At 54.5% G+C, this 20,452-nt stretch carries 20 protein-coding genes; 14 read left to right on the top strand and 6 right to left on the bottom strand.

Features of this window, described 5'->3' with window-relative positions:
- Positions 1-199: 199 nt before the first annotated feature.
- The 5 genes from ACQYWX_RS03600 to ACQYWX_RS03620 all read left to right on the top strand — a co-directional run bounded on the left by ACQYWX_RS03600 (position 200) and on the right by ACQYWX_RS03620 (position 3,585).
- Positions 200-682 (top strand): DUF2059 domain-containing protein, encoded by a 483-nt coding sequence (locus ACQYWX_RS03600; protein ID WP_431687910.1) that lies wholly within the window; start codon positions 200-202, stop codon positions 680-682.
- A gap of 462 nt (positions 683-1,144) precedes the next feature.
- Entirely contained in the window at positions 1,145-1,372 is a 228-nt protein-coding gene (locus tag ACQYWX_RS03605) for a hypothetical protein (RefSeq protein WP_216736410.1), read from the top strand.
- Positions 1,373-1,647: 275 nt separating this feature from the next.
- Positions 1,648-2,463, top strand: a complete 816-nt coding sequence (locus ACQYWX_RS03610; RefSeq protein WP_216736411.1) for an AraC family transcriptional regulator — start codon at positions 1,648-1,650, stop codon at positions 2,461-2,463.
- 73 nt (positions 2,464-2,536) lie between these two features.
- Positions 2,537-3,274, top strand: a complete 738-nt coding sequence (locus ACQYWX_RS03615) for an AzlC family ABC transporter permease (protein WP_216736412.1) — start codon at positions 2,537-2,539, stop codon at positions 3,272-3,274.
- Positions 3,274-3,585: an AzlD domain-containing protein gene (locus tag ACQYWX_RS03620; RefSeq protein ID WP_216736413.1), complete on the top strand. Its 312-nt coding sequence runs from the start codon at positions 3,274-3,276 to the stop codon at positions 3,583-3,585. The genes ACQYWX_RS03615 and ACQYWX_RS03620 overlap by 1 nt, the downstream gene beginning before the upstream one ends.
- A gap of 69 nt (positions 3,586-3,654) precedes the next feature.
- Here the strand turns inward: ACQYWX_RS03620 and ACQYWX_RS03625 are convergent, their stop codons facing one another.
- From ACQYWX_RS03625 to ACQYWX_RS03645, 5 genes are all read right to left on the bottom strand, one after another.
- On the bottom strand, positions 3,655-4,365 hold the full coding sequence (locus ACQYWX_RS03625; protein ID WP_216736414.1) for a CARDB domain-containing protein: 711 nt from the start codon (positions 4,363-4,365) through the stop codon (positions 3,655-3,657).
- A gap of 143 nt (positions 4,366-4,508) precedes the next feature.
- Complete coding sequence (locus tag ACQYWX_RS03630; protein WP_216736415.1) at positions 4,509-4,994, bottom strand: hypothetical protein; 486 nt, start codon at positions 4,992-4,994, stop codon at positions 4,509-4,511.
- Between the two features lie 346 nt (positions 4,995-5,340).
- Complete coding sequence (locus tag ACQYWX_RS03635) at positions 5,341-7,707, bottom strand: ATP-dependent DNA helicase (RefSeq protein ID WP_431687911.1); 2,367 nt, start codon at positions 7,705-7,707, stop codon at positions 5,341-5,343.
- Positions 7,698-9,359, bottom strand: coding sequence for a VRR-NUC domain-containing protein (locus ACQYWX_RS03640; RefSeq protein ID WP_216736417.1), 1,662 nt, complete (start codon positions 9,357-9,359; stop codon positions 7,698-7,700). The genes ACQYWX_RS03635 and ACQYWX_RS03640 overlap by 10 nt, the downstream gene beginning before the upstream one ends.
- Positions 9,360-9,376: 17 nt before the next feature.
- Positions 9,377-10,363, bottom strand: a complete 987-nt coding sequence (locus tag ACQYWX_RS03645) for a GlxA family transcriptional regulator (protein WP_253938261.1) — start codon at positions 10,361-10,363, stop codon at positions 9,377-9,379.
- 321 nt (positions 10,364-10,684) lie between these two features.
- Between ACQYWX_RS03645 and ACQYWX_RS03650 the strand changes: the two genes are divergently transcribed.
- Positions 10,685-10,951 (top strand): hypothetical protein, encoded by a 267-nt coding sequence (locus tag ACQYWX_RS03650; RefSeq protein WP_127968473.1) that lies wholly within the window; start codon positions 10,685-10,687, stop codon positions 10,949-10,951.
- A gap of 73 nt (positions 10,952-11,024) precedes the next feature.
- On the opposite strand, the gene ACQYWX_RS03655 is transcribed toward ACQYWX_RS03650, so the two are convergent.
- Entirely contained in the window at positions 11,025-11,822 is a 798-nt protein-coding gene (locus tag ACQYWX_RS03655) for an SdiA-regulated domain-containing protein (RefSeq protein WP_431687912.1), read from the bottom strand.
- 374 nt (positions 11,823-12,196) lie between these two features.
- Between ACQYWX_RS03655 and ehuB the strand changes: the two genes are divergently transcribed.
- The 8 genes from ehuB (at position 12,197) to ACQYWX_RS03695 (ending at position 20,430) form a co-directional block, all read left to right on the top strand.
- Entirely contained in the window at positions 12,197-13,024 is an 828-nt protein-coding gene (gene ehuB / locus ACQYWX_RS03660; protein ID WP_216736420.1) for an ectoine/hydroxyectoine ABC transporter substrate-binding protein EhuB, read from the top strand.
- A 10-nt stretch (positions 13,025-13,034) separates the two neighbouring features.
- Positions 13,035-13,697: an ectoine/hydroxyectoine ABC transporter permease subunit EhuC gene (gene ehuC / locus ACQYWX_RS03665; RefSeq protein WP_431687913.1), complete on the top strand. Its 663-nt coding sequence runs from the start codon at positions 13,035-13,037 to the stop codon at positions 13,695-13,697.
- Positions 13,694-14,371: an ectoine/hydroxyectoine ABC transporter permease subunit EhuD gene (ehuD, locus tag ACQYWX_RS03670; RefSeq protein ID WP_431687914.1), complete on the top strand. Its 678-nt coding sequence runs from the start codon at positions 13,694-13,696 to the stop codon at positions 14,369-14,371. The genes ehuC and ehuD overlap by 4 nt, the downstream gene beginning before the upstream one ends.
- Positions 14,368-15,141 carry an ectoine/hydroxyectoine ABC transporter ATP-binding protein EhuA gene (ehuA, locus tag ACQYWX_RS03675; protein WP_431687915.1) on the top strand — a complete coding sequence of 258 codons (774 nt, stop codon included), beginning with the start codon at positions 14,368-14,370 and terminating at the stop codon, positions 15,139-15,141. The genes ehuD and ehuA overlap by 4 nt, the downstream gene beginning before the upstream one ends.
- Before the next feature lie 128 nt (positions 15,142-15,269).
- Positions 15,270-15,941, top strand: coding sequence for a vWA domain-containing protein (locus ACQYWX_RS03680; RefSeq protein ID WP_431687916.1), 672 nt, complete (start codon positions 15,270-15,272; stop codon positions 15,939-15,941).
- Between the two features lie 6 nt (positions 15,942-15,947).
- On the top strand, positions 15,948-16,709 hold the full coding sequence (locus tag ACQYWX_RS03685; RefSeq protein WP_431687917.1) for a PP2C family serine/threonine-protein phosphatase: 762 nt from the start codon (positions 15,948-15,950) through the stop codon (positions 16,707-16,709).
- The gene (locus ACQYWX_RS03690) at positions 16,688-19,465 is read left to right on the top strand and encodes a protein kinase domain-containing protein (RefSeq protein WP_431687918.1); all 2,778 of its coding nucleotides are present in this window, start codon (positions 16,688-16,690) and stop codon (positions 19,463-19,465) included. Before ACQYWX_RS03685 ends, ACQYWX_RS03690 begins: the two co-directional genes overlap by 22 nt.
- On the top strand, positions 19,462-20,430 hold the full coding sequence (locus ACQYWX_RS03695; protein ID WP_431687919.1) for an ankyrin repeat domain-containing protein: 969 nt from the start codon (positions 19,462-19,464) through the stop codon (positions 20,428-20,430). Before ACQYWX_RS03690 ends, ACQYWX_RS03695 begins: the two co-directional genes overlap by 4 nt.
- Positions 20,431-20,452 lie beyond the last annotated feature (22 nt).

Consider the following 20,452-nt stretch of genomic DNA (forward strand, 5'->3'; position numbering starts at 1 on the left):
CAAACTAAAGGCTTATTCTCACCGGGTCAATAAGATGTTTGTCGACGGGAACTGACGGTGGTTTGGGGCGTGTGGACGATGCGCCGCCAGCGCCTGGGGGAAACCCCAGGTTGTAGTGATTTTCAAGGCGTCAGAGTGAATGATTCGTTACAATGGCCGCAGCGTCTGACTTTAAATTCATTGATTCCCAAGGAGAAAAATGATGTTGAAATCTGTAGTCGCCTGCGTCATGACGGCGATTCTACTCAGCCCTTCCGCTTTCGCTGCGGATGATGGCGCCAAGAAAGCCGCAGCCAAGTTGCTGGATGTCATGAATATGGAAGTCATGATGGAACACTCCATCGAACAAATGATGACGATCCAGCTGCAACAAAATCCCAATCTGACGCCATTCCGGGATGTCATGATGAAGTATTTTAAAAAGCAGATGAGCTACGACACCCTGAAGGGAGAGTTCGTAAATATCTACGCGGACGCTTTCACTGAAAAAGAGCTCAATGAGATTATCGCTTTCTACCAGACTGAAACCGGACAGAAAGCTATCCAGAAGATGCCTGAGCTGATGAGCAAGGGCGCTCAATTGGGCGCTTCTCGCGTGCAGGCGAATATTCAGGAGCTGCAACAGATGATCAAGGCGGAAGCCGAGCGTCTGAAAACTGAGGGCGGTCCTACTCCTCAGTAAAAACGTTTCCGGCACAAGGATGTGTCGCGGCTTTCAACTATTTCTTCCGTGCTTATCATCACTATACTGCTCAAATATCGCTCTTCTTAACCGATCTGACGGCGCGTCAGAGTTCCGGGTTGTTTCCTGAATGTTCCTTCAATCCAGCTAAGTGGCGAGATTTCTGGAAAAATTTTGAACAATGTTCACTTATCGGGAGCCCAGGCCTGGTCTGGACTAGGACAAATATAGATCCTTTGGGTGATCGTCTGTAAACGGTTCCCGTCCTATACTCGGCGGTTTCGAGAAAAAAGATAGTTACTCATGTTTGGGTGTAGCTTGCGGAGGCGGATTTGGTAAGTGTTCCGGCAAGTCTATGGCGCGGTCCATGGGATCACAGCAAGTTTCGAAACGCTGCCGCCGATGTGGTGGAAACAACCCAAGCGAATCAGAATTTCTTAAACGATACAGGTAGTAATGCATATGGATAAGCAAAAGCAGCCCACGCCTCAGCAAATGGTTGAGGAGGCGATCAAACGCTACGCTCCGATATATGTTCCTGATGCGCCGCAATGGGCTGAGGAGCAGATCTGGGCGACTACGGATGAGCAACGGGACTGCCGATATCGCAGAAATATGGGACTGCGCCAGATCGCAGAAGTTATGAACGGCGGAGTCGCCGCTTCTCAGGTTAAAAGAAAGAAGAGCTGATCTTCATCAGAATGGCTGCAGGCGCTGGTTCCAGCGACCTGGCTGTCAGCCGCCGAATTTTTTTCTCAATCGTCACACGCCCTTGGCCCGCCACCGGCAAACTCAATTAACTCAACTCTCTCCGCATCCTCCGTCCCATTTGCAACCTTAACGTGCGTTATCCGCAGCGCAAAGAGCAAAAACGTACAATACAGCCGTTAATGAAGCCGCTAGACTGACTCTATATTGGGCCTTCCCATTTATCGTTAAGTGACCTTTACCATGAGTGTCGGTTTGTGATTGAGCATGCTAAGTACTGGCAGGACAAAGCGCTAGGCGGCGTCGAGATTCTGAAAGCCACCTTCGTCAAACAGCACTTTCCCCGGCATGTGCACGAGGGCTACTGCGTGGCGGTCATTGAAAAAGGGGCGCAGCATTTCCTTCGCGATGGCGCTGAGCATACTGCGCCTGTCGGCAGTATCGTATTGGTTAATTCCGATCAGGTGCACACGGGGCGCACCGCGACGGAAGAAGGGTGGTCCTATCGGGCGATTTATCCCACTCCGGCCGAACTGGCGCCGGTTATCGCGGATATATTCGGTCCTGGCGTTGAGCCCTGGTTCCCGGAGCCGGTGGTGCGCGATCCACAGTTGGCCAGAGGACTGCAGGTTCTGCACTGTCTTCTGGAGCAGGGCGATGAGCCGCTGCATTGTGAGACGCTTTATTACCAGATGATGGGGCAGCTGATGCAGCGGCACGCCCGTATGCGTCCCCGTCAGCTTCTGGAGAAGGGCGGCTCGCACTGGGCGGTGGCCAAGGTGAAGGAATATCTGCAGGCGCACTATGCCGACGCAGTTTCATTAAAGGATTTGACCGACTGTACCGGGTTGAGCCCCAGCTATCTGACGCGGTTGTTTACGCGCATGACGGGCATGCCTCCGCACGCATATTTGAATCAGGTGCGGGTAAGCCGCGCGCAGCATTTACTGCGGATGGGGCTGAGCCTGACGGATGTGGCGGCGGCCACAGGATTTTCCGATCAAAGCCACTTAAGCCGTCACTTCCAGCGAATTATGGGCGTCTCTCCAGGACGTTTTGCGAAAGTCTGTTAGTTTGACGACCCTGATGCGCTCATCTTCGATGCTTTCTATAAGCAAATAATTAATCTCTTAGAGCAGTTCTTTTATGACGACTCACGCATTTGAATCGCCCGGACAGGCGTTCCGAGCCGGCGCACAGAACACGATTCCTTTGATCGTCGGCGCTATTCCATTTGGCATTGTATTCGGCACCCTGGGGCCGGTGAATGGGCTGTCTTTTGAGGCGACGCTGGCGATGTCTTTGATCGTGTTCGCCGGCTCGGCTCAGTTTATTTCCCTGGGTTTACTGGCGGCGGGAGCGTCTCCCTGGTTGATCGTCCTGACTACCTTTGTGGTTAACCTGCGTCATCTTCTTTACGCCGTCACCTTGATTCCCATGGTGCGCACCTTGCCGCAGCGCTGGCGGGCGCCGATGGCGTTTTGGCTGACGGACGAAACCTTCGCTGTTGTCGCCGGCCGCCTGGGCGGCGAGCATACAGGGCAGTTTCATTGGTATTACCTGGGGTCTGCGCTGTCCATGTACCTCAATTGGCAGCTATGCACCCTGTTGGGACTGACCTTGGGCGAGTGGGTTCCTGATATCGAAAACTGGGGCCTGGATGTGGCCATGGCGGTGACCTTTATCGGTATTGTGGCGCCGCAGGTGGTTAACCGTCCTCGCCTGGCGGCGGTGTTGGCGGCTGGCGTCTGTTCGGTATGGTGGCGTGATTGGCCGCATCAGCTGGGGCTGTTTGCGGCGGCGCTGACGGGAATACTCTGCGGGTTGGGCGCGGAAGTGGCGTTGCAAGACCGCAAGTCTGAACTGGCCGAAGGAGGTTGCTGATGGAGTGGGCCATGTTATTGGGCATGATGGCGGTAACCTTCGGCATTCGCTATCTGCCGTTCGCCCTGGCGGATCGGCTGCGTCTTAATCCATGGGTGGAGAGAGCTTTGAGCTATGCGCCGATGGCGGTCCTGTCGGCGATTATTGCGCCTGCTGTGCTGGTTCCGAAAGGCGAGCTTTGGCTTGACTGGCGTAATCCTTATCTGGTCGCGGCGGTCGTGGCGATCATTGTTGCCGCGCTCACCCGAAATCTGCTGGCGACCATCGCCGCGGGCATGGGGCTTTTCGCACTATGGCGGTTTTGGTTGTAACGCGCTTTATCTTTGGGCGGGGACGGCGCTCAGAAGAGCGCCGTTAACCTGCCTCCCGCACAGTGATTACTATCCCTGCTTTTTGTAGATAGCGGTATTATTGCTTTCGTCGCACTCGTCCACTTTGTGGGAATAATCCACCATGAAGTGCAGTTCGGCGTCAGGGTCGAATACCCAATAGCCAAGCCGGAATGCCACGCCAGCGGAAGCTCCCGGCGCCAGTGCGGGGACGGGCTGTACGTTCGATGCGCCCGTACCGGGATCGTAGACGCGTGCGTCCGTTGCCGCAGACATGCTGACGCCCACATTCGTGACGACAATTTTTATGACGGACTCGCCGGTCGTAGAATCCCATACAGGGTCGTATACCGTACGAATTACCAAGTCCGGACCACTGCAATTGCTGACGCAGAGGCAGTAATAACGCTCGCTGACGATAGTCTTTTCACTGGGCGTTCCCATGAAGCAGGCTTTTTTATCACCAAACTGGTTTCCGTAGAGCCACATGTCTCTGTCAGTTGGTGAGGGGATGGTGTCGATGTTGTTCGACTTGCACACATAGGTGGCTTTATGCTCGTCATAGGGAGTCCGTTCACCTTCGGCGCGCCAACCTGTCCAGGCGCGGCAGGTTTTCGGGCAGGTTAAAGGACCCTCGTTTTCATAAACGTTCGGATACCAGCCGGCCTTGTAATGGTTGGAAACGCTGTCCTGAATCGGGTCAGCGAAGGCATTGGAAATCGCAAACAAAAGTGCGATAGAAATACAGCGAAGAAATGTCATGGCGTCCCTCCATCATAATCCTGAAGTGATAAAGGCATCCTGCCCGGGCGTTGAGAGTCCATGCCCGGTATGGGTAGTTTAGATTCGGCGGGATTTTATTGGAAATAACGAAAAGGAACTTATCGGTTTAAGGCGTGACGCTATTACTTCGTTGAGCAATATGCGCTGTTTTTTCTGTCTTTTACGCTTTGCAGCATATGCCAGACTAGGTATGCATGCATTGTTTCCTCGTTATGGAAATCGGCCAGTGATTGTTTGCTAAAGGTATTTATGGATTCTTTGCTGGCATTGTTAGTCAGCCACTTGGAGAAGGAATTAATTAATATCTTCTCCTGATCGGAGCCTTGTTTAACTCTTTGAGCCCGCCCCTCAAGCTGGCCTAGGATAAAGGTGCAAGGATGCTCTGACTCAAGCGCCTTGTCGAAAGTTACCCACATTTTTTCACCGTCGGTATCAATGCAATAGGCCATGCTTCCGCCATCTGAAGGCAGCGCGAGTTCACAAATATCAAAATCGCCATCGCTATCCTGGATATGACTTATAGCCGCCCCCGACGTGTCACAAGCTGAGAAAAAAGGAGTTGAGATAAGCGCCAGGGTAAAGTGCAAGTAACGGGATACTTTTCTCATGCCAGAAGTATCTTTCCTGAATTTTGGCTCATGAATGTATAGATCTGAGCATAGGAGCTCAAGCTTCAATGCCTGAGATCAAATATAAAGGCGCCGGATCTGAAGGCCCTAAACGATCTTAACCTTGCCCGGGTGGCGACGATGCATAATGCTTATTTTGTTGAGAAGTTGTTATTTTTTCTGGCGGACTGCCTATCTTTGCCTACACTTAGAAAGACACAGCGAATGCGCAGTCTGCCTCGTCAGACCAGCGGTTCGAACCTCTCGAATGATGTTTTCTTGAACGCTACTCGGCCCCTGCTTGGGGCCTTTTTTTATTCCTGGACCTGGAGCGTCGTATAGCTGCTCAATGGTCATCAGGGGCTGGGTCTTGCGACCAGAATTGAGTAAGACCGGATTGCAGATTTTGACTGCTTCTGACGAGCTGCGGACGCCAATGTTGTGGGGCCAAGGCAGGGTAAGGCGGTTTGGTGAAACGATCATCCACCAGGATCACAACGCCTTTGTCGGACTCGGTGCGGATTACCCGTCCTGCGGCTTGCACCACCTTTTGCCAGCCCGGCAATTGGTAAGCGTAGGCAAAGCCGTCCATTCCCTGGCGCTCAAAATAGGCGGAGATCTGCTCGTTGACCGAACTGATCTGCGGAAGACCTGGGCCAAGAATAATGCAGCCCACCAGACTATCTCCGACCATATCGATACTTTCCCCATAGACGCCGCCAATAACGGTGAAACCCAGCAGCTCGCGGGCCTTGCGGAAGCGGGTGAGAAAACGCTGCTGATCTTCCTGGCTGGCCTGTCGGGTCTGCTGCGCAAACTCTATCTCTGGATACAGCTTGGCGAAGCGCTCAGTGAGCTGCTCCATGTAACTGAACGCTGGCGTGAATACCCAATAGTTTCCAGGTCGGGAGGCGATGCTCTGCTGGATCAACGCGCACACTGCGTCCAATTGCGTGTCTCTGCTGCGCAGCCGGAAATTTAAATAGGGCGCAATGAACACTCCCAGATGCTCTGGCGGAAAAGGCGACAGGCTACGGAAAAGCTGGGGATTATCGTCCAGGCCTAATAAGCTCTGGTAGTAATACGGTGGCGTCAGTGTTGCGGAAAACAGGGTGACGCCATGACAGGCCTGCAGCATCGGCCGCAGTAAACGGGCGGGAGACAGGCAGCGAAGACTCAGGACGCGCTGTTGCTCCCAGTCGCGTTCGAAACAGGCGAAATCGTCGCCGATGCTGGGCGCCAGACGTATCCAGCCCTGTGCGGTGAAAATCGCCTCCTGCACCTGTCGATTCAGCTCCGTATCCGCTGACGCCAGCAAATCCTGGGGCGACATCAGCCAGTGCTCCGCCACGGCGCAAAAATCCTGCAGACGCGCCTCCAGCGCTTGCTGGCCTTTTCCTGGCGCCTGCTCGGGCGTGATATGCATTTGCCTGATGGCTTTGGCGACGGCGCTGGCGTCTTTCCTCAGCGCCTTGCATTGTCGGCCAATACGGTTGAAAGGAGCCTCGGACAGCTCTGCGGAGAACAGATCCCGCGCCCGGTCAGGCAGGTTGTGCGCTTCATCCGCCAGCAGGCCGATACGATTTCGAGTGAAAAGGCTGTCTGATCTGACCTGGGGAGAAAACGCATAGTTATAGTCGCCAATGAGGACATCCACCCAGGGCGCCAGCTCGCCCTGCAAACCGTGAGGGCAGAGATCGTATTTCAGCGCAATCTCGCGCAGGCGTTCGCCATCCAGCCATGCCGCTTCCAGCGCTTCCTCCCTTGCTTCCGGTAGACGTTGATAGAAGTCGCGTCGGCGTGGGCAGTCCAGCGGATCGCAAACGGAGTCACCCCCGCAAATACGGTCGCGGGCATGGAGCTGCAAGGTGCGCAGCGGCGCATTGTCCAGGCGCATATCCTGCGTGGCTTTTAGCGCGGCTTCTTGGGAAGAAGTCTTGGCGGTGATCAGCATCACTTGATCCAGGTGACCTTCCCCCATGGCCTTCAGCGCAGGGAACAGCGTCGCCAGTGATTTGCCGCTTCCAGTGGGCGCCTCTATCAGCGCCTGACTGGCGTCGCGCAGGCTAAGATAGGTTTGGCGCGCCAACTCCCGCTGACCCGGGCGAAATCCGCTATAAGGAAAGTTGAGATCGCGCAGCAGACCGTTACGTTGAAGTCGATGCTCGGTCAGACGCCGATACCACTCTTGCAGACGCTGAAACAGCGTGTCGCTCTCTTGTTCGGCTTCCTCACAGGACATTTCGCTATCAAACTGCGTTTGCTCCATGTCCGGAACGCGCACATAAGTCAGACGCAGCCTGATCGGCGTTAGTGGGGGCTCTGTTTGCTCCCGTCGCCACAGCAGGGCGTACAGCAACAGCTGCAGCCGGTGTCTTTCCGCCAGTCCAAGGGGGATATGCTGAGGGTCCTGGCGCAGCGTTTTGATTTCTTCGAACAACACATGGTCGTCAGCAATGCGGAGGCCGTCTATGCGCCCCTGCAGTTGTAGTTGAAAGTCCGTTTCGGAGAGGGTGATCTTTACCGGGGCTTCGCTGATGTAGTCCGCCGGCCAGCCTTCCTGAACCTGCTTGTGCGCAAGCTGCCCTTCGCGGGCGCTGGCGGTGTCCCGATCCTGATGGTCGAGATCGCCCAACAGCGCAAGAAAATGAGCGGCTTCCCGAACGCTGAGCTTGTAGGAGAGTTTGTCCGGAGGCGAAGTCTTTATAGCCAAGTGACTTGAACCAGTTGGTAAGGGATGCCATTTTGCTCGAACGTCGCCATCCAGCGCTTTTGATTAGGTTGCAGGCTGTCGGTGGGGCTTTTCACTTCCAGCAATTCATAGCCGCCCTGTTCAGGGAAGTGAATCAAGTCTGGAAAGCCGCTGCCGTTCTCCCGCAAGTCCCGCAGCATGCGTTGAAAGACTGCCCGCCAATGCTCGCGGGGAATACGCTGTAGCGCTATCTGCAGGTGGTCTTCTCCTGCTTCCGGCCAACCGACGAATGGATTGCTCAGGCCGAATTTGTCCCGCCATCGCGCCAGTATGACCTCCGGCCAGTCTTCTGCGTTTAATAAAGCGAAAGCGGCCTGGATCTGCGTATGACGCTTCTTGGTGAAGCTGGCGTCGTAAAGATCATGGGGGCGATGCTGATAGGGATGGCTGAAAGCGCCGGAAACCGGGGCGAAGACAGCCGGCCAGAAGGTCAGCCCGAATACCGCATTGAAGAGCCAGTTCTCTACGTAGACACAAACTCCGCCCGCCCCGGCGACCTCCAAGCGCACCAGTTCCTCCACCCGCAACTCGGGATTGGCGGCGATAGTGAGCAAGCGCTGTAGGGGACGGAAAGGCGAAGAACGGTCCTTTGGGCGGCCCAGTGCTTTGGCGCACTTGTCGGTGAACTGCTCAGCGAAAATCAACTCCGCTTCGGTGTAAGGCGAGTCAATGATGCTTGCGCAGATATCGTGCGCCGCCTCATATTTTTCCTGCTTGAACAGAATGCGGGCGCGGCGCTCCCGCGATGGTGGCGTCTCCGTACGCTGGTAAACCTGATACGCTAGATCCAGATCCTGCAGGCGCTCCAGATCACGAGCGACTTTATTGCAGAAGCGATCGTGGCGACGGCGTAGGACGGCGCTATCTCCCGGCGCCGGCGTTCTGGCGACAATATCGGCGCATACGTCGACGCTTAGAGTTTCTAGAGCGGAATATTCGTCCGCCAGCGCCACCAGTTGCTTGATGTGATCGATATCCTCACGTGCGGCGAACAGTCGGTGCTCGGGATCGAGCTGGTAGCTCTCGTAGCGAATGACGCCCAAATCAGAGGTGACGAAGGTGGTCAGGTCCTGATAGAGGTTGCCGAAAAACAGCAGCCGAAACAGCAATACTAAATCGGTATGGTTCAGCTGCAGAAAGCGGAAGTCGCCCTGTTGATAAATGTCCGCGCAGGTCAGCTCAAGTCCTTCCAGCAGTTTGTCGCGTTTGCTGCTGCGAGGGGCTTCCGCACGCCAGTTCTGGCGGATTTCCTCCTTGGTCAACAAGGCCAGTAACGCCGGGGCTTCTGCATCAGGATTGAATTCAATCCAGCCCTTGTCGGCAAGAATATCCAGGTCTTCGCCAAGTTGGGGAATCTCTGTATAAGCCAGTTTGTCGCTACGAAACAGCGGGCCTTTGCGCCCGTACAAGCGCACCAGCAATGCCTGTTGCGTGCGCGTCAGGGAGCGGAAATTCTGGATATAGGCGCTTTCTTCTGCGTTCAGCAGGTTGGCGTATTGAGCCTCCACGCAGCTCAACAGGGTAAGGAAGTTGTCCAGGTAATAAAACGGCTGAAGCGGCGGCGCAGTGACGGGAACATCCGCGTTGGAGAGGGTGGCGTTTGCTTCAGACATAGGGTTGGCTTCGGACATCAGGTTATGCTGCGCCGCTGGAACTTGTTTCGATACTCTTTCGGCGTCAGGCCGGTTTTTTGCCGGAACAGTTTGGTGAAAGAGCTGACGTCTTCATAACCCACCGCTAGCGTGATCTGACTGACGTTGTCGGAGGTTTCCTCCAGGAGCTTTTTGGCCTCTTCCAGACGCAATGTCTGCAGGTAGCCAAGCGGCGTATCGCCGGTGGCGGCCTTAAAGCGGCGCGCCAGAGTGCGTGGACTCATATTGAAGCGTCCCGCCAGGTCGTCGATGCGCACGTCCTGATCGCAGTGCGTTTCCAGCCAGTTTTGCACCCGCAGCACATCCTCATCGCGATGATATTTGCGCGCCCGCATGGAGGAATAGCTGGATTGATAGGTGCGTCCCATATCAATGACGAAGGTTTTGGCGGTCTGCACCGCCACTTCGTGGCCGCAGAAATGTTCGATCAGGTACAGACACAAATCCAGCCAGGCGATGCCGCCGCCGGAGCAGAACACGTTTTCCGAGGCGGTGAGCATTTGCTCCGGCCGCAGGTCCACGCTGGGGTATCGCTGGCGGAACATGTCCACAAAGGCCCAGTGGGTGGTCGCAGTGCGGTTGTCGAGAATGCCAGCTTCCGCCATGAAAAAGGCGCCGGTGCAGTTGCCCGCGATGATTGTTCCCTGACCATTCATGGTTTTCAGAACCTCAATCAGTTGAGGGTTCTGCGTCAGTGTTTTTTCGATATCGCCAGCGATGGAGGGAATAACCAGGATATCGCTCGGCTTAATATCGTCAAAGCAGGCGTCGGCCTGAATCAGCAGCCGGTTATGGCAGCGCACAGGCTGGGCGTCCCGGGTGGCTACGCGGATATTGAACTTGGGATGGGGCTGGCTGCGCTGAATGTGATTCCAGGTGACCCCGGCCATCGCCAGCAAATCCACCACGCCGGTAATGGCGGAAGATACCGCGTAGTCGAAACCGAGAATTGTGACTTGCTGCATGCTTTTACCCGTCATCGCTTGGATTGGCTATATTAGCCTAAAAAATGTCGAAACAGACAGTGTTGGAGCGAGGCGATGCATGACATTCTGCTTTGGCCAACCAGATAGCGGCCTAACAGCTATCCTTTCTGGTTTGATTTGTCTCATACGCACCGCGTCAGCGGTACTTATCAGCCCATGTTCGACGACTCCCATGAAGGCGTCGGGCGTGGGTTTTTTTATGGATAAACCCTCACTATACTCACTATAAGAACTCAGATACGTTGTCTCTTGGTTTTTGCGGAATAAATTATTAGAACAAGCTGTTATAGGAGATCGCCAATGAGTATGGCGGAAGAGAGCCGGCAGGCAAAAATGATTGCGGAGATGCGGGGCTTCATTAAGAAAGTGCTGATGGATCCCACCATTCCGGTTAAGTGCATGGAAATCGCACGCAGGTTGCAGCAGGAAAAAGACGCGGAACGTAAAATGGCTGATGAAATCAGCGCCAGCACCACCATCCGCATTCCAGAAAACATGAGTGATGCGGACAAGCTGTTCCTGGACGTACTCAACGAAGTCTTGGAGGATGAATCGGCGCTGTACTGATTCCCGCAGGCCGGCGTCGCCGGTCTGATCAACGGCGCGCCAGAGTATTAATGACTCTGGCGTCGCACGCTTCTTATTCGCTTATTACCACTTTATACACATACAACTCGGCGTCTTTATCGCTAATCACATAGAGCGTTTGGCTCGTCGGATCATAAGCAACTCCTTCCGCCTTTCGCACTGGCTTGAGCTTGCCGGGCTTTTTCCCAGGCTTGGTCAGCGCCGCAGAGCTTTTAACCCGTCCGCTTGTAAGATCATAGAAATAGATCCTCGCCGCTTTGTCGCTGACGATAGCCAGCAAGTTGTGCTCGGGGATCACGGTCAGGCCGGAGTAGTCGATGTCATCCAGGGCGATATCGTCGTCGCTGACGCCGGTTTCCGCGAGTTTGACGCTGCTTATCACCTTGCTTAGATCGCCGGATAAATGCAGAAGTACGCCGGGATCGCCTTCTTTTATAGCGTAAATGCTTGCGTCTGCGGGGTTCCAGGCGATTCCTTCCAGACCTTTATTCTCTTTGGTTTGAGAAAAAAAGGTCGCGCTTTGGGCGAAGTCCTCGAAGTCCGATAAGCGACGCTGCGCCACTGGTTCGCCAGACGCGAGGTCGAAAATGAAAAACGCGTTGCTTTCCTCTTTAACCGCGATCAAACGGCGGTGTTCAGGGTCATAGGCGACGCCTTCAAAACCGGATGCAGGCGCATCGATGCTCTTGAGCACCTGTCCCTGACGATCCAGCAGAAATAACTTGGCGGTGTCGTCGCTGACTGTCCAGAGTCCGCCGTTGGCGTCGAGCGTCAGCCCGGATGGCTCCGTTAGCCCTTGAGCCTTGTTTTTAACGGAATGGAGTTCGGTGAACTGCAGCGATATTTCCATGGGAGCCGCCTGTGCAGACAGATGGATACTGGCTGCCAGCAGCAATGTGAGCCCCTGTTTGTGCGTCATGAAATGACGGAATGGTCTGGCGAATATATGGGAACAGGAAAGCGAATAGCGACGCATAAGTTTGATGTCGAATATTTATTGGCAAGGTTGGAGCGCTATTGTAATGCAAAACCTGATTGAGACGCCGGTTAACTCCCTGAAAGCCTCTGTTTCAGGGGCTTGCGGAACTGTTGGTGAGGATGGCTAGGTTGCAAATATTATTAGAATTCAAAATATTTATTGAGAATTAACTTTCACCTACTTATGATTTTTAAGGATTTCGATAGACATTTTTGTTTAGTCATATAAGGAATTCGAGGGAAGTCATGAAAAGTATATTCGCGTTTATATTGTTCGCGCTCTCCACCGTCACAATGGCTGACACCTGGGATGAGATCAGCAAAGAAGGCAAGATCACCCTGGGCGTCGCCAACGAGCGTCCCTATGGATATCTCACTCCCATGGGTGAGCCCGCGGGAGAGGCTCCATCCATCGCCATGTACGTTTTGGACAAGCTTGGTGTGGATGATGTGGAAGTGGTCGTAACGGAATTCGGCTCCCTGATTCCCGGGTTGAAAGCAGGCCGGTTCGACGTCATTGCCGCCGGCATGTACGTTAACCCCAAAAGATGCAAACAGGTGTTGTTTTCCAACCCTACCTACACCATCGGCGAAGGCTTTCTGGTGCTTGACGGTAACCCCAAAGGGTTGCATGGCTATGGCGATGTGAAAAAAGCGGATGAAGTAAAAATGGGCGTGATGGCTGGCGCGGTTGAATTTGGCTACGCGAAGAAATTCGGCGTGCCGATGGACCGCATTGTGACGTTGCCGGACTATCCTGCTGGCGTAGCGGCGTTGAAAGCCGGGCGCATTGATGCGCTAGCGGGCACCAGTTTGACCATGGCGCAACTGGCGCAGAAAGATGAGCGCGTGGAGTTGGCGCAGCCGTTTGATGAGCTGAAGATTGATGGGGAGTCCGTCAAAGGCTACGGCGCATTTGGCTTCCGTAAGGGCGATGAAACCTTGCGCGACAACTTCAATCGAGTGCTGGATGGTTTCCTGGGAACGGAGCAGCACGTCAGCATGGTGCAGGAATACGGATTCGGTAAGCACACTTTGCCGGGCGACATCACTACCCAGGAGCTGTGTAACTAAGCCTTATCTCATGGAACTGAGCGAACTGACGCCTATTCTGCTCCAGGGCGCCTGGATCACCCTAAAAATTCTCTGCCTGTCTCTACCCGTAGCGGGGGCGCTGGCTTTTATCGCCGGCTTGACGCGGCTATTCGCGCCCACCCCGTTGCGGCAGATAGCGCGGGTATATATTGAGTTTTTTCGCGGCACTTCCGCCTTGATTCAGCTGTATTGGATTTATTTTGTGCTGCCGTTTTTCGGCTTGAATCTGGATGCGATGACGGCGAGCGTCATTGCGCTTGGATTGAATATCGGCGCTTATGGCGCGGAGGTGGTGAGAGGATCTGTGCTGGCTGTGCCCAAAGGGCAGTACGAGGCGGCGGTGGCGTTGAACTTTACGCCCTGGGGCCGGTTATGGCGCATTATTCTGCCGCAGTCGCTGATCAATATGATTCCGCCGTTCGGCAACCTCGCTATCGAATTGATGAAAGCGACCTCACTGGTATCTCTGATCACCATTGGCGACCTTACTTACAAAGCCAAAACCCTGGCGGACGCAACCTTGCAGGTGGGGGAGATTTTTGGTCTGGTATTGCTGATCTATTTCGTGATGGCGCAAGCGATGGCCTTTTTGTTCCGGTGGCTGGAAGCGCGTCTGGGCCGGGGCCTGGATAGAGGAGGTCTGCGCTCATGATAGAACTGGATTGGGACTGGGATTTCACCTGGGAAGTGTTGCCGGACTTATTGAACGCCGCGCAGATAACCTTATCCGCGACCCTGTTGGGCAGCCTGCTGGCGATTGGCGTAGGGCTGGCTTTGTCATTGTTGCGACGCAGCCCCTCACGTTGGATCAGTTGGCCGGTCTACTGGGTGGTTGAGTTTGTGCGCAGCACGCCGTTGCTGGTGCAGATCTTTTTCCTTTATTACGTCATGCCGGAGTTTGGCGTGAGTCTGTCGCCCATGACCACTGGCGTGCTGGCGCTGGGCGCGCATTATGGAGCGTATCTGTCTGAAGTGTTTCGCAGCGGCATCGATGGGGTGGAGAAGGGGCAGTGGGAAGCCGCCAGAGCGCTTAACCTGTCTCAGTTCATGACCTATCGCGATATCGTATTGCCGCAGGCGTTGCGGGCGATGATTCCGGCCACCGGCAACTATATCATCGCCATGTTTAAGGAAACCCCTCAGCTCTCCGCCATCACCTTGTTGGAAATGTTGCAGACCGCCAAAATCCTGGGTTCTGAAAATTTCCGCTACCTGGAGCCGTTCACGCTGGTCGGCTTGCTTTACCTGGCGTTCAGCATTGTCGCTGCGCTGGGCGTACATCAGATCGAGCGTCGTTTTCCCAAAGAAGGATTCAGCCTACGATGACCTCTCCCATTATTGAATTTCAGAATGTAAAAAAGCAGTTCGGCGAACTGGCGTTATTTGAAAACTTTAACTTCAGCGTCGAAGAAGGCGAGATTGTGTCTATCATTGGCTCCAGCGGTTCCGGCAAGAGCACGCTGTTACGCATCCTGATGACCCTTGAGGATATCGACGGCGGTGTGGTCAGGGTGAAAGGCGAGCCGTTATGGCATATGTCCAAAGGCGATCGGCTTGTTCCCGCTGATAAAAAACACCTGCGCAAGATGCGCAACCATATGGGCATGGTGTTTCAGCACTTTAATCTGTTTCCGCATATGACGGTGCGCCGTAACATCACCGAGGCCCCTATGCGAGTGAAGGGTAAATCCCGACAGGAAGCGGAACGGGAAGCAATGGATCTGCTGGCGCTGGTCGGGCTGCAAGATAAAGCGGACAGCTACCCCGCGCAGTTATCCGGCGGACAGAAACAGCGGGTTGGCATCGCCCGCGCTTTAGCCATGCGGCCGGAAATTCTGTTGCTGGACGAAATAACGTCGGCGCTTGACCCAGAGTTGGTGGATGAAGTGTTGGACGTGATTCGCAACCTCGCCAAAGAGCACAGCTTCACCATGCTACTGGTGACTCATGAAATGTATTTCGCCCGGGAGATAAGCGATCGCGTCTGCTTTTTCGACCAGGGCAGGATTCTCGAAGAAGGGCCGCCGGATAAAATTTTTGTGGCGCCGGAGAAAGAGCGTACGCAAGCGTTTCTGAATGCTTTTATAAGCGCCTGATATCCTTCAGAATGCCCATCTAAACAGGCGGTTTTTTTCTATATGACGGCTATATGAAGGGTCGCTTTTACAAATAACGCTTTGTGTTTCTTTTGCCTGAATTCATCGGAAGTAAACGAGGAGTAGGTATGTCTGATACTTTGATACCGGATGTGGTTTTTAATGATAACAACAGCCAGCGCACGCCCTGCGTATTGGTGCTGGACGGCTCCAGCTCCATGTTTGGCGAGCCGATCAGACAGCTCAATGAAGGCTTGAAGTTGCTGGAGCAGGCCCTGAAAGAAGACGCCAGCACAGCGATGCGTGTGCAGCTTTTGGTGATCCGCGCAGGCAACCATGATCAGGCGGAAATATTGACGGACTGGGTGGATGCGATGGACTTTAACGCCCCCGAAGTGTTCGCCAACGGCACGACGCCGCTGGGCGCCGCCATGAATCTGGCGCTGGATAAAATCGAAGATCAGAAAGCCGCGTATGACGCCAACGGCATTTCCTCCACGCGTCCCTGGATCATCCTCATCAGCGACGGGGCGCCTACAGACTTCGACTGGGAGACAGTCGCGGATCGTTGCCGCCATGCGGAGCAGAATCGTAAAGTCGTAATTTTTCCCATCGGCGTGGAAGGGGCGACCTTCGAGACGCTCAACCAGTTTTCCAACAAAGGCGCCAAGAAACTGAAGGGTCTGCAATTCCGTGAGCTGTTTGTCTGGCTGAGCCGGAGTATGGCCACTGTATCGGTGTCGTCTCCTGGCGAAAAAGTGCAGTTGCCTGCGACAGACTGGTCCGAAGTCGAAGTTTAATCCTCTATGACAAGCAGTTATCCAGAGCCGGCCTGGAAAGTGGTCGCGGCCAGCGTTGCTGGCCCGCACCATGTCCGGGACGGACTACCCTGTCAGGATGCGTTCAGTTGGCGCGTTATTGGTGAGCGGCTGGTTGCGGCGATAAGCGACGGCGCGGGTTCTGCGGCGCAGTCGGAGCAAGGAAGCCGCATGTTAAGCCAGTGTGTCGTGGACGCCTTCGCTGAGAACGTTTCCGCGCCGTTGCAAGAGTCCTACGTACGAAGGATTGCCGAGCAGGCCGTCGAAACTTGTCGCGGTCAACTACTGCAGGCTTATCCTGACGCCAATCTGGCGGACTTTCATGCGACGCTGGCGGCTGTTGTCATGGACGACAGCGGCGGATTTGTTCTGCAAATCGGCGATGGCATGGCGGCGGCGGTGCAGGAGCGTCAATGGGCGCCTTGTCTGCTGTGTTTGCCGGAAAACGGCGAATACGCGGAAGAAACTTTCTTTTTCACCCAGGATCGCTGGCGTGAGCATCTGCGCATAACCCCGGTGCCCTCTGAATATGATGAGCTGATACTGGTGACTGACGGCGCCTACAGCTTTACCGCCAAACCCGCGGCTAATGGATTGGACCGCGACTTTATCGCTCCGGTCTGCGCATTTCTGGAACAGAACGAAGAAGAGCGGGGCGTCGTTGCGCTCCAGCAGATTCTCGATCACGCCAACGCCCGCCGTATTTCTGGTGACGATAAGACGTTGTTATGGGCCAAACGCAAACGCTGATTGAGGTGGGCGGCGGGGCCGTCCGCCTGCTGGATAAACCTTTGGGGCAAGGCGCGGATGCGGCCATATACCGCGTCGAGGGACGCCCTGATCTGGTCGCTAAGATCTATCACAAGCCAGAGCAGGACCCCGGACGCCGCGCCAAGCTGGAAGCCATGTTGGCGAATTCGCCGGAGCTGTCCCACATTGAGCACGATGGACATCGCTTTGTGCAAATCGCCTGGCCGCAGTCCATTGTGACGAATAGGCGCGGCGAGTTGAGAGGCTATCTGATGCCTTTCGTCGATCTGTCCCGAGCCGTTTCACTGGAAATGATGCTGAACCGTAAGACACGGCAGTTCAGCAAGCTTCCTGAGCACTACGGATACCGCCTTTCCGCCGCCAAGAATCTGGCTGCGCTGATCGCAGCGCTGCATCGCAAGCGCCATCATGTCATCGACATGAAGCCGGTAAACATCAATGTTTATCGGGAAACCTTCTTCACTGCATTGCTGGACTGTGACGGTTTCAGTATTCAAGGCGCTGGCAAGCGCTTCACTGCGCACCAGTACACGCCTGACTATATCGCTCCGGAAGCCATTAAGGGACGTCAGGGGCCGGATCAGCTTGGTGAAGAGCAGGACCGTTTTGCGCTGGCCGTCATCCTGTTTCAATTGCTCAATCAAGGCGTGCATCCGTTTCAGGGAACCCCCAAAGGCGGCGCCAATTTACCTACGACTAACCACGAACGTATTGGCGCGGGTCTATATGCTTATGGCTTAAAGGAGCACCCCCGGATTGCCCCATCCCCCTGGAGCATTCACCAGTCTCTGGATACGCGCACGCGCCAGCTATTTGAAAACGCCTTCACTCAGTCACCCTACGCCAGGCCGACAGCGCAGGAATGGAGCGATCACCTGCATTGGTTATTGGCGGCGGATGATTCGCCGTTGCAACCCTGCCCGAATAACAAGGAGCACTTGAGCTTCGGTAATGGGTGTCCGTTCTGTTCCGTCGAACAAAAAGCGGCGAACAGCGTAAAACGTAAAGCCAAGCGGCCCGCCAAGGCGCAACCGCCCAAAGGGAGAAGGGCGCATCGCGCTACGGCGCAGACGCAACCCCAACCTCAATATAGGCCCCAACCTCAGCCTGCTGCGCCGCCTATTGTTATGCCGCGCAAAGTTAAGTGGGGGCTCATCGCGGGCTTATCTGCTGTGGTTATGCCATTTCTATTGTCAGCGATATTAAACCCAGTGATTGCGTCCTGGCGTTGGCCAGGAATTACGGAGGCGGCACTTAATATGGGGTGGCCGGTCTGTGATCAAGACAGGGATTTCAACCTGCTGTATCAGGCTTTATTGACCAATAACCAGGCGCACATCAAGCTGGCGTTGGATAACGTCAGTGGCCTCGGTTGTTTGGGAGACATAACCGTTGACTACGCTAATGGAGGCATTGGCGAGAACCGTGTATTTGATGACGAAACATTCTGGCTGCTGCTGCAAAAGCTGTCCTCCGCACCACAGTCGTATCAACGATGGCTAAGCCAGGAGTCGATCTCTCAGAGCTATAACGGTTCCTATATGGGCTATTACAGCGAACCTCTAGAGTATATTGGTAAGGCGGTTACAAGATATCTGGGGACCCAGTTATATAGCCGCGACTTGCGGAATACCTGGCGGCGGCGCTTGGCTGTTTTAAATGAAGATCACAGTCGCCGGGCGTTGGATGGCAAAGCGCTTGGTGATGAACTGGCGCCTGAGTATGAGCAGAACAAGAGGTTAGTGAACGCCATAGAAGAATCTATATTTGAGCCCCTTTGGGAATGGACCGCCAAGCATAATGTTAATGACTTTTTGAAGATACTGCCCCCACGGCCGGTGGTGGATTTGGATAAAGTCGGCTGGATCGTCGCTACGGTGGCGGAAGATAAACAGGAACGCGTGGAGACGCTGCTCAAGCACCCGGCGATAGCTTTTAACGACGATAAGCTTTCCAAAAGCCAGCGAGCAGAGCGGGATCAGGTTATCGCCGCCAACCTACTCAAGGCGAAGGACATTTCTCTACTTCCGAAAGCTATTAGAGAGTTGCCCTTGAATTGCGACGAGCTGTCCAGCGCTTTTCATTATGTGGGTGTCGACAATCGCAACATAATAAAAGTCCCTAATGATTCCGCCTCGTACTATAGCTCTTGGCGAAGCTCTGGACGTTCGTCATCACAGGTGCAGATGAAAAAAGGGGGGATAGAGTATTTGGTTCGTCAACCGCAATTGGCTTGTACGCTGGCGGGGATGACCGGGATGAAGCGTGATGGAGGAGAACACCTGCAAAGCGTTGCTGACTTTTTGAACAAAATTGAGGCTGAGACTCCGGGCGTTAAGCAGAAAGTGCTCTGGGATATCGCACGGGACTTCCCACATTGGGAAGGCAAGATTCGCTTGATTCTCAAAGGGACTCGCAGCAATACGGAGAGACTGGTGATCTGGTTGTTGAAAGATCAGTCCGCTGCGGAATGGGTGGATAAAGACGGGAATACTCTGGCGCACTATCTGGTGAGCTGGGCGTCGCCGGAACTGGTGCAGAGTCTGCCCAGCCTGGGCGCTTCGACCCTGCGAGCCAATAACGGCAATTTGACGGCCAAGGATATTTACCTGCAACGCCTGGCGTCGAAAGATTTTGTATCGGAGGAGGAAAAAGCGGCTTTGGCGGCATTGGAGAAACGAAGCCCTGCGGAAATGCTGGATGAATACTTTTTCGGGGGCGATAGCGAATCATGAAGGCGTTTTTCACTCTGGGCGCCTGGCTGTTCAAGAGGCCTGGATTGCAGGGGGCGCGCATCAGTGGCGCTATCATGCTTCTGTCGCTTGCGTGCGCGGCCCACGGGCAATCGGAAGAAGCGAGAGCCAGCGCGCTGTATGCAGCGGATAAGCTGCAGTGGGACTCGGTAGTGGACACGGCATGGCCCGAACTGATGAAAAACGCCAAGGACTCCCGCTATCCGGCGCAGGGCTTCAACCTGGACGCATTCTCGCTTGAAGATACGCAAGGGGCTCCTGGTGTGTCTTATCTCAATTTTCTGGCTCGAGATGGGATGTATGAAGCGCTCTTGGACGCGCTTCGCGCTGGCGTGAAGTTTCCCCGTAGCGATAACTATGACGCTATGTATACCGCCGTGATTGAGTCGAAAAAGCACGAAAATCCTTTTTTCACCATGGCGTTGGTGTCTTCCATCGACCAGTGGAATATCGCCCATCGTTTGGCGGCTCGCAACAAAATCAAAGAACTACGCGGGCTGGATAAAAAAGTACTGATGGCGCGGACGGAATTTGGCCGCAACGCGCTGATGCTGGCGATTCTTTACCAGAATGAAGAGGCGGTGAAGTATTTAAGCTCCTATCAGGCGCTTCTGAACCAGAAGGATGACTTTGGCTGGAGCGTTATGATGTATGCGGTTTATGTGGAAAACCCATCGATTCTGGACGTGTTGTTCAGCCTGCCAAAACCGCCAAATGTAAACCTGCAGTCTTATGCATGCGTGGACGCCCCTAAACTGCGTATCGCCATGATTGGCAGTCGTATGCTCAGACAGGCGATGTCGGGAAGAGGAGGTCAGACGGACACCAGGGAGCTGGTGCAGCGGGATGATATCTACACTCGACTACAGGCGCTATCAGGCAAACAGCGCAGAGACTCCTGTAAGTATTATTTGATGGACAGGCCTTACCATAACTGGCTGTTATAACTGGTGAACAGTAAGTCCACAC

The sequence above is a fragment of the Hahella sp. NBU794 genome (assembly GCF_050749805.1).
In the GTDB taxonomy this organism is placed as follows: Bacteria; Pseudomonadota; Gammaproteobacteria; order Pseudomonadales; family Oleiphilaceae; genus Hahella.